This window comes from Streptomyces sp. DSM 106670 (genome assembly GCF_055792845.1).
Genome location: NZ_CM147704.1, coordinates 7,614,870 through 7,627,031, shown reverse-complemented (window position 1 = coordinate 7,627,031; position 12,162 = coordinate 7,614,870). Strand labels below are relative to the sequence as shown.

General features: G+C 71.7%; 11 protein-coding genes. 5 read left to right on the top strand and 6 right to left on the bottom strand.

From position 1 onward, the window contains the following. Positions 1-11 precede the first annotated feature (11 nt). On the top strand, positions 12-908 hold the full coding sequence (locus ACSMXR_RS33755; RefSeq protein ID WP_337963717.1) for a LysR family transcriptional regulator: 897 nt from the start codon (positions 12-14) through the stop codon (positions 906-908). Positions 909-1,035: 127 nt separating this feature from the next. Here ACSMXR_RS33755 and ACSMXR_RS33750 read toward each other — a convergent pair whose 3' ends face one another. The 3 genes from ACSMXR_RS33750 to ACSMXR_RS33740 form a co-directional block, all read right to left on the bottom strand. Continuing rightward, a complete protein-coding gene (locus ACSMXR_RS33750) occupies positions 1,036-3,210 on the bottom strand; it encodes a putative bifunctional diguanylate cyclase/phosphodiesterase (protein WP_137228163.1) in 2,175 nt (724 codons plus the stop codon). Next, complete coding sequence (locus ACSMXR_RS33745; RefSeq protein WP_137228165.1) at positions 3,207-4,025, bottom strand: SAM-dependent methyltransferase; 819 nt, start codon at positions 4,023-4,025, stop codon at positions 3,207-3,209. Before ACSMXR_RS33745 ends, ACSMXR_RS33750 begins: the two co-directional genes overlap by 4 nt. A 254-nt stretch (positions 4,026-4,279) precedes the next feature. Next, positions 4,280-5,245 carry an SCO0930 family lipoprotein gene (locus ACSMXR_RS33740; protein ID WP_137228168.1) on the bottom strand — a complete coding sequence of 322 codons (966 nt, stop codon included), beginning with the start codon at positions 5,243-5,245 and terminating at the stop codon, positions 4,280-4,282. A gap of 815 nt (positions 5,246-6,060) precedes the next feature. Here ACSMXR_RS33740 and ACSMXR_RS33735 point away from each other — a divergent pair. Then, complete coding sequence (locus ACSMXR_RS33735; RefSeq protein ID WP_030088965.1) at positions 6,061-6,825, top strand: bestrophin-like domain; 765 nt, start codon at positions 6,061-6,063, stop codon at positions 6,823-6,825. A 185-nt stretch (positions 6,826-7,010) separates the two neighbouring features. After that, positions 7,011-7,574, top strand: a complete 564-nt coding sequence (locus ACSMXR_RS33730) for a hypothetical protein (RefSeq protein ID WP_473170631.1) — start codon at positions 7,011-7,013, stop codon at positions 7,572-7,574. 91 nt (positions 7,575-7,665) lie between these two features. On the opposite strand, the gene ACSMXR_RS33725 is transcribed toward ACSMXR_RS33730, so the two are convergent. Continuing rightward, positions 7,666-8,148: a hypothetical protein gene (locus tag ACSMXR_RS33725; RefSeq protein ID WP_137228172.1), complete on the bottom strand. Its 483-nt coding sequence runs from the start codon at positions 8,146-8,148 to the stop codon at positions 7,666-7,668. A 326-nt stretch (positions 8,149-8,474) separates the two neighbouring features. Between ACSMXR_RS33725 and ACSMXR_RS33720 the strand changes: the two genes are divergently transcribed. After that, a complete protein-coding gene (locus ACSMXR_RS33720; protein WP_030088968.1) occupies positions 8,475-9,137 on the top strand; it encodes a class F sortase in 663 nt (220 codons plus the stop codon). 75 nt (positions 9,138-9,212) lie between these two features. On the opposite strand, the gene ACSMXR_RS33715 is transcribed toward ACSMXR_RS33720, so the two are convergent. After that, positions 9,213-10,064 carry a polysaccharide deacetylase family protein gene (locus ACSMXR_RS33715; RefSeq protein ID WP_376184456.1) on the bottom strand — a complete coding sequence of 284 codons (852 nt, stop codon included), beginning with the start codon at positions 10,062-10,064 and terminating at the stop codon, positions 9,213-9,215. A 163-nt stretch (positions 10,065-10,227) separates the two neighbouring features. On the opposite strand from ACSMXR_RS33715, the gene ACSMXR_RS33710 reads away from it, so the two are divergent. Continuing rightward, positions 10,228-10,689 (top strand): universal stress protein, encoded by a 462-nt coding sequence (locus tag ACSMXR_RS33710; protein ID WP_103509140.1) that lies wholly within the window; start codon positions 10,228-10,230, stop codon positions 10,687-10,689. A gap of 12 nt (positions 10,690-10,701) precedes the next feature. On the opposite strand, the gene ACSMXR_RS33705 is transcribed toward ACSMXR_RS33710, so the two are convergent. Then, the gene (locus ACSMXR_RS33705) at positions 10,702-11,910 is read right to left on the bottom strand and encodes a CapA family protein (RefSeq protein WP_473170630.1); all 1,209 of its coding nucleotides are present in this window, start codon (positions 11,908-11,910) and stop codon (positions 10,702-10,704) included. Between the last annotated feature and the right edge of the window lie 252 nt (positions 11,911-12,162).

Sequence of the window (12,162 nt, the reverse complement as noted above, 5' to 3'; positions counted from 1 at the left end):
TCGTCGGGCCCATGCACTTCCAGCAGCTCACCTACTTCGTGGCCGTCGCCGAGGCCCGGCACTTCACCCGGGCCGCCGAGGCGGTGCATGTCTCGCAGCCCTCGCTCTCCCAGCAGATCCGGGCGCTGGAGACGGAGTTGGGCGCGGATCTGTTCAGCCGGGCCCGGGGCAACATCGCCCTCACCGACGCGGGCGAGGCGCTGCTGCCGCTGGCCCGCCGGATCCTCGCGGACGCGGAGACGGCGCGGCAGGAGGTCCAGGAGCTGGTCTCGCTGCGCAGCGGCCGGGTGCGGCTGGGGGCGACGCCGAGCCTGTGCACCGGGCTGCTGCCGGATGTGCTGCGGGCCTTCCACGACCGGCATCCGGGGGTGCGGCTGCTGCTGGAGGAGGGCGGCTCGCACGACCTCGTGCGTCAGCTGGCGCGCGGAACGCTGGACCTGGCGCTGGTGGTGCTGCCGCTGCCGGCCGCCTCCCCCGCGCTGACCACGGTGGAGCTGCTGCACGAGGACCTGGTGGTGGTGTCCTCGGCGGCGGAGCCGGCGCCGGGGCGGGGCGGCCGGGTCCGGATCGCGGATCTGGAGGGGGCGCCGCTGGTGATGTTCCGGCACGGGTACAACCTGCGGGAGCTGACGCTCGCCGCCTGCCGCGCGGAGGGCTTCGAGCCCTCGTTCACCGTCGAGGGCGGCGAGATGGACGCGGTGCTCGGTTTCGTACGGGCGGGGCTCGGCATCGCCGTCGTGCCGAGCATGGCGGCCCGGCGCGCGGGCCCCGATCTGCGCAGGACTCCGCTGGCCGGAGCCGGGCTGCGGCGCACGATCGCGCTGGCGCACCGCAGCGATGTGGCCCCGCCCCGGGCCGCGCGGGAACTCCAGCGGATGCTGCTGGAGCACGGCCCGGACACCGGCTGACCGGGCGACGGGGGCCGGGTACGTACGCGGTCTGCCGGGCGCACGGTCCGGCGGACGGCCTACCGTGCGGGCGGTCCGCTGTACGCGGTCTGCCGGGCGGCCTGTCCCCGCCCGGCGACGGCGAAGGTCAGACCGCGTCCGCCAGCAGCAGCGAGTGGATGCGGTCCGGGGCCCCGGGGCGGGCGTAGTACCAGCCCTGAGCGGTGTCGCAGCCGAGCCGGCGCAGCTGCTCGGCCTGGGCGCCCGTCTCCACGCCCTCCACCGTGACGGCCAGCTCCAGACTGTGGGCCAGCGACACGATGCCCTCGACGATCTTCAGATCGACCGGGTCTGCCGGGTGCTGCTGCATGCCCCGGGTGAAGGAACGGTCCAGCTTGAGCACGCTCACCGGGAGTCGCCGCAGGTTCGCCAGGTTCGAGTAGCCGGTGCCGAAGTCGTCGAGCGCGATGTCGACGCCCATCTCCGCGAGCTGCCGCAGCGGCTTGAGGAGATCGTCGTCGGCCCCGATCAGCGCGGACTCGGTCACCTCCAGGCAGAGCGCTCCCGGCTCCAGACCGGACCGTTCCAGCACATCGACCGTCTCGGCGACCAGGCGCGGATGGTGCAGCTGGGTCGGCGAGAGGTTGACGTTGATCCGCAGCGGACCTCCGTCGCTGTGCCGCTCCTGCCAGAAGTTCGCCTGCCGTACGGACTCCTCCAGCACCCAGCGCCCGAGCGGCACGATGAGCCCGGTGTGCTCGGCGAGCGGGATGAACCGGTCGGGGCCGAGCACGCCGTGCTGCGGATGGCACCACCGTACGAGCGCCTCGGCGCCGTGCACGGTGCCGTCGCCCAGGTGCACCAGCGGCTGGTACTCGATGAAGAACTCGCCCCGGTCCAGGGCCGCCGGGAGCGCGGTGGTCAGCCCGTGCCGGGTGATGGCACGCGCGTCGGCCTCCGCGTCGGCGAGCTGGAAGCGATTGCCGCCCGCCGCCTTGGCCCGGTACATCGTGATGTCCGCGCTGCGCAGCACCTCGGCGGCGCTGCGCTCCCCGGAGGGCCCCTCGACGACGCCGATCGAACCGCGGACGGTCAGTTCACGGCCGTCGAGGCGGATGGGGGCGGCGAGCGCGTTCAGGATGCGGCCGGCCAGTTCGTCCACCTGGTCGGCGGTGTCCGGTCCGGTGGTGAGGGCGACGAACTCGTCGCCGCCGAGCCGGGCGACCATCTCGCCGGGCGCGGGCGCGCAGCTCTGCAGCCGGTCCGCGATCTCGACCAGGAGCCGGTCGCCGGCCGCGTGGCCGAGGCTGTCGTTGATGGCCTTGAAACCGTCGAGGTCCAGGTAGCAGAGGCCGAAGCGGATGCCTTCCTGAGCGGCGAGTGCCTTCTCCAGACGTTCGAAGAACAGGGTCCGGTTGGGCAGTCCGGTGAGCGCGTCGTGGGTGGCCTCGTAGCGCAGCCGCAGATTCAGCAGCCGCCGCTCGGTGGTGTCCTCCATCAGCGCGAGCTGGTACTCGGGGCGCCCTTCGGAGTCCCGCAGCAGCGAGACCGTGAGGTTGGTCCACAGGACGGTGCCGTCGTTGCGGTAGTACGCCTTCTCGACCCGGTAGTGGTCGCGTTCGCCGCGTACCAGCTCGTCGTAGTACTTCCACACCTGCGGCGAGTCCTCGGGGTGGACCCACTCGTTCACCTTGTGGCTGCGGACGTGGTGCTCAAGACCGCCGAACATCTTGGTGAGGGTGTCGTTGATCTCCAGGATGTTGCCGTCCAGGTCGGCGATGCCGATGCCGATGGCCGCGTCCTTGAAGACCGCGCGGAAGCGTGCCTCGGTGGCGTGGAGGGCCTCTTCGGCGTGCGAGCGGGCGGTCAGCGCCGAGCGGGCGATGGCCTCCTGCTCGGCGAGCGTGCGCTCGCGCAGGGCCGCCGAGAAGCCGGCGGCCAGCGTGTGCTGGATCCGGGCACAGCGGGCCCGGCCGTCCTCGGTGGAGAGCGGTCCCGGTCCGTTGCCGCCGCAGTACAGCACGAGGTAGGAGTCGACGACGCCGAGCGTGGAGCTGAGGGCGTCCGGGTCGGTGCAGTGCGCGTCGATCAGGGCCGCGCCGATCCGCTGGGCGGGCGAGGCGTCGAAGGGGCGGGCGTGCAGGATGCCGTTCAGCTCCCGTGCCAGGGGCAGCAGATGCTCCTCGAACTCCGGCCGGGTGAGGGAGGTGGCGGTCAGGGGGAAGATGGCCCGGCTCCAGATCCTGGCGAACCTCCGGAGCCGGCCTTCCGGGCCGTCTGGTTCCGCGTCCGGCTCCCCGGACGCCTGGGCGGGAATGCTCACGCCTTGCGCCCAACCCCTGCGAAGCCCGAGAAGGCGTACGGGTCTTCCTGCTCGGGCGCCTGCGGGTTGTCGGGCCGCCAGGCGGGCATCGACACGAGCCCCGGCTCGACCATCTCGTAGCCCTCGAAGAACTGACCGATCTCCTCGTGCGAGCGCATGATCAGCGGGTTGCGGATGTTCTTGTAGACGCCGACCGTGCCGGCCGCCTCCTCCTTGGGCAGCGGGATGCCCTCGTACGAGGCGTGGGTCAGGACGATCAGGCTGCCGGGGGCCAGCGCCTCGCGCAGTTCGGCGACCGCGGCGCGCGGGTCGTCGGCGTCCTCGATGAAGTGGAGCACCGCGACGAGCAGCAGGGCCACCGGGCGGTCCAGGTCGAGCAGTCCGGTGATCTGCGGGTTCGCCAGGATCTCCTTGGGGTTGCGCAGGTCGGCGGCGGCGATCACCGCGCGGTCGTTGCCCTCCAGCACGGCCTGGCTGTGGGCGACGGCGACCGGGTCGTGGTCGACGTACGCCACCTTGGCCGCGGGGTCGGCGGCCTGGGCGACCTCGTGGACGTTGCCGAAGGTCGGGATGCCGGAGCCGATGTCCAGGAACTGGTCGATGCCCGATGCGACGGCGTAGCGGACGGCGCGGCGCATAAAGGCGCGATTGGCCTGCATGATCTTGGGAAGGCCCGGGAGGAACTCCATGGCCTTGCGCGCGGCTTCCCGGTCCACCTCGAAATTGTGCGATCCGCCCAGATAGAAGTCGTACATGCGAGACACGCTCGGCACCGAAATGTCAATGCCCTGCGGTGCCCAGGCGGGACGCTCCATCGATGTCTCCAACAAGTCGCCACGGCGATCCGGCCATGTTCATGGTCAGTGTTGACCAGAGGCTACTGATCGACCGCCAAGAGAGCGAGTGGAAACGGAAATTAGCGATCCGTTATTGGTCACACTCCGGTGGCAACAACGGCCGATCCGTCGCTGCGCGTATGCGGACAGCGACGGACCGGCACTCCGGTCACCGTTTCCCGGTGATTCGGGGCTACTTGGGGCTCCTGGGTGTTTGTTCGGCGGGCCCGTGATTACTTGGGAGCGCCGACGAGTTTGGAATCGGGAGAAACGGCATACCAGGTGCCGCCGACGCCCTGTCCGTTCGTGTCGCCGGGCTTGGCGTCACCCGCGAAGGTGTAGATGGGCCAGCAGTCGATGGTCTGCTGCTTGATGCCGTCGGGGCGGTCGAAGGTGACGAATCCCTTCGTCGTCACACCGTCCACCGCATTTTTGGCCATGGGGGCCACTACCGGCCACTTCTTGAGGCAGTCGCCCGTGCACGCGGTCTTCATCGGCCAGGCGGAGTCCTTGGTGAAGCGGTAAACCGTCATACCTCGGCCGTCCACCACGATGTCGCCGAGTTCCGGGTCCTTGCGGACCGAAAGACCGGCGGGATCGGCCGGTTCGGCCGCGCCCGCGCTGTCGGCGTTCTTCGCCGCCTTCTTGCCGTCGGGGGCCGCGGCGAACCAGGTGCCGCCGACGCCCTGTCCGTTGACCTGGCCCGGGGCGGTGTCCTTCGCGTACCGGTACATCGGCCAGCCGTCGACGGTGAGTTGGCTGGTGCCGTCGGCGCGGCTGACCTCCCCGAGCAGGTCGGCGTCGGTGCCGGCCGCGGCGGTGGCGTTGCCCGCGGCGACCACCGGCCAGACCTTGGCGCATTCGCCCTCGCAGGCCGACTTCGGCGGGTTGGCGGTGTCCTTGTCGAAGCGGTAGAGCGTGAAGCCCTCGCTGTCGGTGAGGACCTTTCCGAGCTTCTTGCTGTCCTGGACGGCGAGTTGACCGGCTTCCTTCGGTTCCGCCGCCTCCGTGTCGGCCCCGGAGCCGTAGCCCCCGCCGGCCGATCCGTAACCGCTGTCGGCGGGCTGCTGGGCCGGGGCCGCGTTGCCCACCGCCTGGCCGTTGGGCGATGCGTCTCCCTGCTCCTGACCGCACGCCGTCGTGAGCGTCAACAGAGCCGCGGCGGTGACCGCGAGCGAGGCGTTGCGCCAGGTGTTCATGTCGACTCCCGTGGTGCTTCGTCGTATCGCTTCCGATGACGGCGCGGGACCGCGCCGTTCATGGCCCTAGGTACGGGGCGTCGGCAGGGTCGCGTTCAAAGGAGGACCGAGAAGAATTTCGGCGGTCGAAGATCGCGGGGCGAACACGGAGGCGAACACGGGCGCAAACACGAATGGCCGATTATCCCCACGATCAGGCGAATCACCCGGCGGAACCGCGTGTACCGCGGCGGTGTGGATCATGCTCCCGATCGTGTACGGATCACGCATCGCGCGGCTCACGACGGTCGCCGCACTCCTCTGGCTGACAGCCGTACCGCTGCCCGCGACCGCCGACAACTGCGCGGTGGCCTCGATCGGGCAGGGCGACGGCGGCTCCTCGGTCGCCGTGGCGGGCGACGGGGGCTGCGTCGCGGTCTCCGAGCCGGAGCCACCTCCGCCACCACCCCCACCGAAGCCACCGCCCCCGCCGCCGCCTCCTCCACCACCACCTCCCCCGCCGCCTCCACCGCCACCGCCCCCGCCTCCACCGCCTCCACCGGTGGTCGCGGAACCACCGCCTCCGCCACCACCGCCACCCCCGCCACCTCCGGCGCCCGCACCGCCACCGAAGCCCTCACCCTCGCCGAAGCCCCCGGCGCGGACCGAGTCTCCGCAACCCCGGGCCGTCGCCCTGCCGACGTACCGCAAACCGACCCGCAAACAGCCGAGGAGCGGGCCGTCACTGGTGTCGCTGACGCTGCTCATCACCGCCCCGGCGGTGTTCGCCGTCGCCGTACTGCGGCCGCGGTCAACCCGCTGACCAGGAGAGATGCATGTCCGAATGGCTCGTACTGAGCATTGCCATGGCGTCCGCCTGCGCGGTCGTCCTCACCATCGCCGTCCTGAACAACCGGCGCGTCGGGGATGACGACGACCCGTCCGAGACGCCCGACGTCATCGAGTACATGACGATGATGATCGGCGTGGTCTACGCGATCGTCCTGGGGCTCGCCATCGCCGGGGTCTGGGAGGGCCGCAGCGCCGCCCAGGAGTCCGTACGCATCGAGGCGCAGGCGCTGCACGAGGTGCAGGCGCGGGCCTCCGTCTACCCGGCCGAGGTCCGCGACCGTATCCGGGCGGACGTCGACGCCTATGTCAGCCATGTCGTCCACGACGAGTGGAAGGTGATGTCGGAGCGGAACACGCTGACCGAGCGCGGTACGCAGTTGCTGGACAGGGTGCGGGCGGACGTCACCGACTACGAACCGAAGACCGACCACGAGGGACAGGCGTACCAGCCGTTGGTCGACCAGGTGGCGGCGGCCGACGACGCGCGCAGTTCACGGGGGCAGAACGCCGGGGCGACGATGCCCGGGGTGGTCTGGTTCGGGCTGATCATCGGGGCGCTGGTGACCGTGGGGCTGATCTTCACCCTCCAGATCCGCAGAACCTTCCGCGAACTGCTCCTGGCGGGCCTGTTCAGCGCGCTGATCGCCTTTCTGCTCTTCCTGATCTGGGACTTCGACGCGCCCTTCGGCCGGGGTATCTCGGCCACCGCCGAACCGTTCCTCGACATGTTCCCGGGGGCCGTCCGCTGACCGCCCGCTCCCCCGGCCGGTGAGGCGCGCTGTGCGCCGGCCGGGGGACACCGCTGACCCATTCGCCGGACCCCGATCGCGGGCCGGGGGGACCCCTCCTAGCGTGTCGGGCATCGAGGTGCATTTTTCCTGCTATGTGGAAATTGGTTCCGCAGCTGCCCCTCGGGGAACCCGGAGGATCCACCATGCGCGCGATACGTGTCGCACCGCTCGCCCTGCTCGGCGCCAGTGCTCTGACGCTGCTGGCCCCGTCCGCCGCCTTCGCCGCGCCGGACGGGGCCTCCAGCACGTTCAATCCGACGATCAGCCCGTCGGTCATCGCACCGGGCGGCCGGGTCACCCTCGGCGCCGGTGGCTGCACGGGCGAGACGACCGTCAGCTCGGGCATCTTCGACACCGTCACCATCCCGAGCGGCAGCACGACGGCCACCGCCACCGTCGACACGGACGCCCGCCGGGGCGCCGTCTACGCGGTGACGTTCGCCTGCGGCTCCACGGGCACCTCCCGGAACGTCAACCTGACCATCACCGGCGGCGCCACGAGCACCCCCACCCCCACGCCGACCCCCACCACGGTCCCGACCGCCAGCTCGACGGCCCTCGTGCCGGGCGGCGTACGCGGTGGCCTGGGCGGAAGCTCCGGCACCACCGACACGGTGGAGGTCGCCGCCGGTGCGGCCCTGGTGGTCGGGGCGGCCTCGGGCGCCCTCTACTTCGCGCGTCGCCGCTCCGCCGACCGCCGCCACTGACCGCGAGCATGCGGCGCACGACAGTCGCCCCGGGTCCTGATCCAGGACTCGGGGCGACGGGCGTATCGGGCCGGGCGGGAGGTTCGACGCCTTAGAACGCCGCATGGCTCGTCCGCCGGCGCCGGACGAGGAAGACCGCGCCGCCGACGGCCGCAGCGGCCACCAGACCGCCGCCGACCTGCATCTCCACGGAGCTCGGGCCCATCGTGCCGCCGAGCCCGCCCTGCGCGCCGTTGCCGGCGAGCACGGTGAACTTGTGCGTCGCGATCCGGTCGTTGTCGTTGCACTTCACCGAGAGGTGGTACTGCCCCGGCGTGGTGTTGTCCCGGACCCGGGCATGGGCGTAGTTGGTGCCGTCACCCGCGGAGAGGGTGGTCGTCGGGAACGCGTTCGACCAGACCTTGCCGCCGTGGCCGCAGCCCTGCGCGGTGATCTTCACCGTGCCGCCCTGGTGGACGGACTGAGGGTTGACGGCGACGTTGACCGGGCCGTTGGTGGCCGCGGCCATGGGGGCCGCGAGCCCGACGGCCGCGAAAGCGGTCGCGGTGACCGCGAGAGCGCGTGAAGCACGCATCGTGTGAACCTCCAGCGGGAAACGCCCCCGGGGGCTTGTCCCCCGGGCTGGATCGACGAGAACGTCTCCCATGACGAACACTCACCAGCCGACCGACGACTCGCACTTCGGCACTGCTCCACCCCGGTGACGCGACACGCCGTACGAAAACCCTCGAACCTGACGGATCCGCAGGTCACAGACCGTCAGAACTTTTATCTGCTCATTACTCCGATGGGCAGTCATCCGGTGGACCCCCGCCCCGGCCGCCACCCGTTCGCCCCTCTCTGATCGCCGCCCGGACCCGGCGCCCTTAGCGTTCACAGCGTCGCGACGAAGGGAGAACCATGGGCCGGGACTACGCTGGCGCCGAGCGGACCAGACGTGTGCCATGGGGTGCGATCGCCCTGGTGCTGCTCAGCGGCCTCGCCCTCATGCGCAACGGCACGGAGTTCGGGGAGGCGGGCCCGCCGCAGCCCGCCGCGGCCGCCTCGCTGGACCTGGGCAAGGACACGGCGGGACCGCCGGTGGAGGGCGAGCCGGTGCAGCCGCTGCCGTACGCCCCGGCCTCGCGCGTGAAGATCGGCTCCATCGACGTGGACGCCCCGGTCATCGACGTCAATCTGGACGCCAACGGGTGGATCGACGCCCCGCCCGCCGAGGACCCCAACCTCGCCGGCTGGTACCAGAACGGCATCGCCCCCGGTCAGAAGGGCACCGCCGTGGTCGTCGGCCATGTCGACAACATGTCGGGGCCCGCGGTCTTCTACGGCCTCGGCTCGCTCCAGAAGGGCCACCGCGTCGAGGTCTCCCGCTACGACGGCCGGGTCGGGATCTTCGAGGTGTACGGGGTGGAGGTCTTCGCCAAGAACGACTTCCCCGGCGCCCGGGTCTACGGCGACACCGGCCACGCGGAGCTGCGGGTCATCACCTGCGGCGGCGGCTACTCCAAGGCCGGCGGCTACGACGGCAATGTGGTGGTCTTCGCCCGGCTGGTCGACACCCGCTGACCCGAAGCGCCCCCATGGCTGTGCCCCCGGCGGACCGCCGGGGGCACAGTCATGTGCGAGCGGGCGCTCCCGGGCTCAGACGCGGTGCGGCACCGTGATGCGGTAGCCGGAGTCCAGCAGCCGGGGCAGATAGCGGCGCAGGGCCGCGACGCTCTGCGACCGGTCGCCGCCCGCGTCGTGCGAGAGGACGACGACGCCGGGCGCCGCCCCGTCCAGCACCCGGCGGACGATCGTGCCGGTCCCCGGTGTCTTCCAGTCGAGCGTGTCCACGGTCCAGGCCATCGGCTCCATGCCCAACTCGGCCCCGATCTCGAAGGAGTTGCGGTTCCACGCACCGTACGGGGCGCGGTACCACAGCGGTGCGGTCCCGAGCGCCCGGTCCACCACCTCGCTGGTCCGTCCCAGTTCGTCGCGGATCGCGGAGCGCGAGAGCTTCGGGATCAGCGGGTGGCTCCAGGTGTGGTTGCCCACCACATGGCCGTCGTCGGCCATCTCGCGCAGCAGGTCCGCGTTGCCTTCGGCCATCTCGCCGCAGACGAAGAACATCGCGCGGACCGAGTGTTCGCGCAGGGTCGCCAGGATGCCCGGGGTGTAGCGCGGGTCGGGGCCGTCGTCGAAGGTGAGGACCATCGAGTGCCCGAGCTCGGGAAGGTGCTCGAAGGGCCGGGTGCGCACGGGCGGCCGGGCCGGTCTGTACCGGGGCGGGGTGTTCGCGGTCATGGGGTCGAGCCGGTACGGGGAGGGCCGGCCGCGGACCTGTCCGGGAGGTCCCGCGGCCGCGGCGGGCGGAGTGCCCGCGGTGCGTGCGGGGCGGCTGGGCGTCGACGCCGGATCGGCGGCGATCAGATGCACGGCGGTGGCGGCTCCGAGGCCGAGGGCGACCCTCAGCAGGGTGCGGCGCTCGGGTCCGGTGTGATCACTTCTCATGGCCAACTGCTCGCACGGCCGGACGTCCGCTCCGGCCGTCGACACGGAGGCCGACACGGACGCCGACCGTTTTGTACCCGATCGACGCAGTATGTTCATCTTCCCCGGAGCCCGTCGCCGTCCCGGATCGGCGCCCTCCGGACGAGCCGATAGCCTCGGAGCCGTGACAGAGCAGCAGCCTCATCAGTTCGAACGCGGTACGGACGGCCCCAAGGTGATCGTCGCGGGGCTCGACGGCTCCGATTCGTCGATGCGCGCGGCGGCCTACGCCGCCGGACTCGCCCGGCGGCAGAACGCCATGCTGGCCCTGGTGTACGTCCAGCCGGTCCTGACGGCGGGCGCCGCGCTGGGCGTGCCGGTGGGCGACACCACGGGCGAGGTCGCGGAGGACCTGGCCGCCGAGATCCGCGCGGCGACCGAGCGCTTCAGTGACGCCTGGGACATGCGCTGGGAGTTCCACACCTTCCGGGGCGACCCCTACAACGGCCTGGTGACGGCGGCCGACGAGCTGAAGGCGGACGCGGTGGTGGTCGGGGCCTCGGAGTCGGCCGGGCACCGCTTCATCGGTTCGGTCGCCGTACGCCTGGTGAAGGCGGGGCGCTGGCCGGTCACCGTGGTGCCGTAGGGGCGCGTGCGGCTACTTGCCCATGAGGAGCCCGTCCTTGTCCGCTCCCCGGCCGAGCACCACGGTACGGATGCGGTCGCGGATCTCGCGGAGGTGCTCGGCCCCTTCGTCGGAGGAGTCGAGGGAGGCGTTGAGGTTGACGGCGCGTCCGGTGGCGGTGTCGTACCACTGCGGCACGAACTCCGCTTTCTTCACGGTCCAGCGCTCTCCGGGTTTCGCGGGCGGCGCGAAGGTGAAGCGGCCCATCGAGCTCTGGTTGCCGCGCGGGTCCTGGGCCCCCTCGTAGTTGATCATCGCTCCGGCGATCTGGTCGCCCATGCCGTAGACGACCCAGGTGCCGTTGACCTTCTCGTACGCCTGCGGCACATGGGCGTGGGTGCCGATGATCAGGTCGATGTCGGGGCGGCCCCGGTCGCTGGAGGCGGTGAGCCGCCGGGCCAGCTCCAGCTGTTGTGCGTCGGGCTCGTCCTGCCATTCGGTGCCCCAATGGGCGGAGAGGACGACGACATCGGCCCCGGCGCGCCGGGCCGCCCGCGCCTCCTCGATGATTCTGTGCTCGTCGGTGACATTGACCGTCCAGGGCCGGCCGGCGGGCAGCGGGATGTCGTTGGTGCCGTAGGTGTACGCGAGGTGGGCGACCTTGGCCGCGCCCTTGCCCGGCCCGGCGGGCAGGATCGTGGGCCGGGCGGCCTCGGCGGCCGTACGGGCGGAGCCCGCGTGCCGGATGCCCGCCTCGTCCAGCGCTCCGAGGGTGCGCGAGACTCCCTCGGCCCCGTCGTCGAGCGTGTGGTTGGAGGCGGTGGAGCAGGAGTCGAACCCGGTGGTGCGCAGGGCGGCGGCGACCTCGGGCGGCGACTTGAAGCTCGGGTAGCCGGTGTAGGGGCCGCCCTCCTTCCCGTACACCGTCTCCATATGGCAGAACGCCAGGTCCGCGCCGGAGACGGCCGGGGCGACGCCCGCCAGCATCGGGGCGAAGTCGTAACCGGCTCCGTCCGCGTCGGCGGCGGCCTGGTCGATGACGGAGGAGTGCGGCAGGACGTCGCCCGCGGCCAGCAGCGTGAACGGGCGCGGCCCGTCGGCGTCCTGGCCGCCCGCGCCCCGGGCGGCGGCGGGCGGTCCGCTCGGTGCGGGGGCCGGGTGCTGCTGCCCGGTGCAGCCGGTGGCCGCGGCGAGCAGAAGGGCGAGGGCGGCCACGGCGCCCGGTCGGATGCGCTGCGTCATCTGCTCGACTCCATGTTCGGATGGATACGACCATCCGACTACACAGATCTTCATACCGGATAAGCAAGGAGCATTGCCGCGTACCTAGCTGAACTGGTCGTACCGGCCGACCCCGACGGCCCTTCGACCGTTCACCGCACCATTCGCCGCACTGAGCGACCGCTCGTCGCACGCCTCGGTGCACCGCCTGTTCCCGCGCCGCCGAATGCGTTCGGATACGCCAGTCGGCAACGAGGCCGTCAGGGGCCTCGG

Bases quoted from the DNA above. Each gene is read 5' to 3' on its own strand.
- ACSMXR_RS33755 (WP_337963717.1), top strand. From the start codon at position 12: ATGCACTTCCAGCAGCTCACCTACTTCGTGGCCGTCGCCGAGGCCCGG.
- ACSMXR_RS33745 (WP_137228165.1), bottom strand. From the start codon at position 4,025: ATGGAGCGTCCCGCCTGGGCACCGCAGGGCATTGACATTTCGGTGCCG.
- ACSMXR_RS33740 (WP_137228168.1), bottom strand. From the start codon at position 5,245: ATGAACACCTGGCGCAACGCCTCGCTCGCGGTCACCGCCGCGGCTCTG.
- ACSMXR_RS33735 (WP_030088965.1), top strand. From the start codon at position 6,061: ATGTCCGAATGGCTCGTACTGAGCATTGCCATGGCGTCCGCCTGCGCG.
- ACSMXR_RS33730 (WP_473170631.1), top strand. From the start codon at position 7,011: ATGCGCGCGATACGTGTCGCACCGCTCGCCCTGCTCGGCGCCAGTGCT.
- ACSMXR_RS33725 (WP_137228172.1), bottom strand. From the start codon at position 8,148: ATGCGTGCTTCACGCGCTCTCGCGGTCACCGCGACCGCTTTCGCGGCC.
- ACSMXR_RS33720 (WP_030088968.1), top strand. From the start codon at position 8,475: ATGGGCCGGGACTACGCTGGCGCCGAGCGGACCAGACGTGTGCCATGG.
- ACSMXR_RS33715 (WP_376184456.1), bottom strand. From the start codon at position 10,064: ATGAGAAGTGATCACACCGGACCCGAGCGCCGCACCCTGCTGAGGGTC.
- ACSMXR_RS33705 (WP_473170630.1), bottom strand. From the start codon at position 11,910: ATGACGCAGCGCATCCGACCGGGCGCCGTGGCCGCCCTCGCCCTTCTG.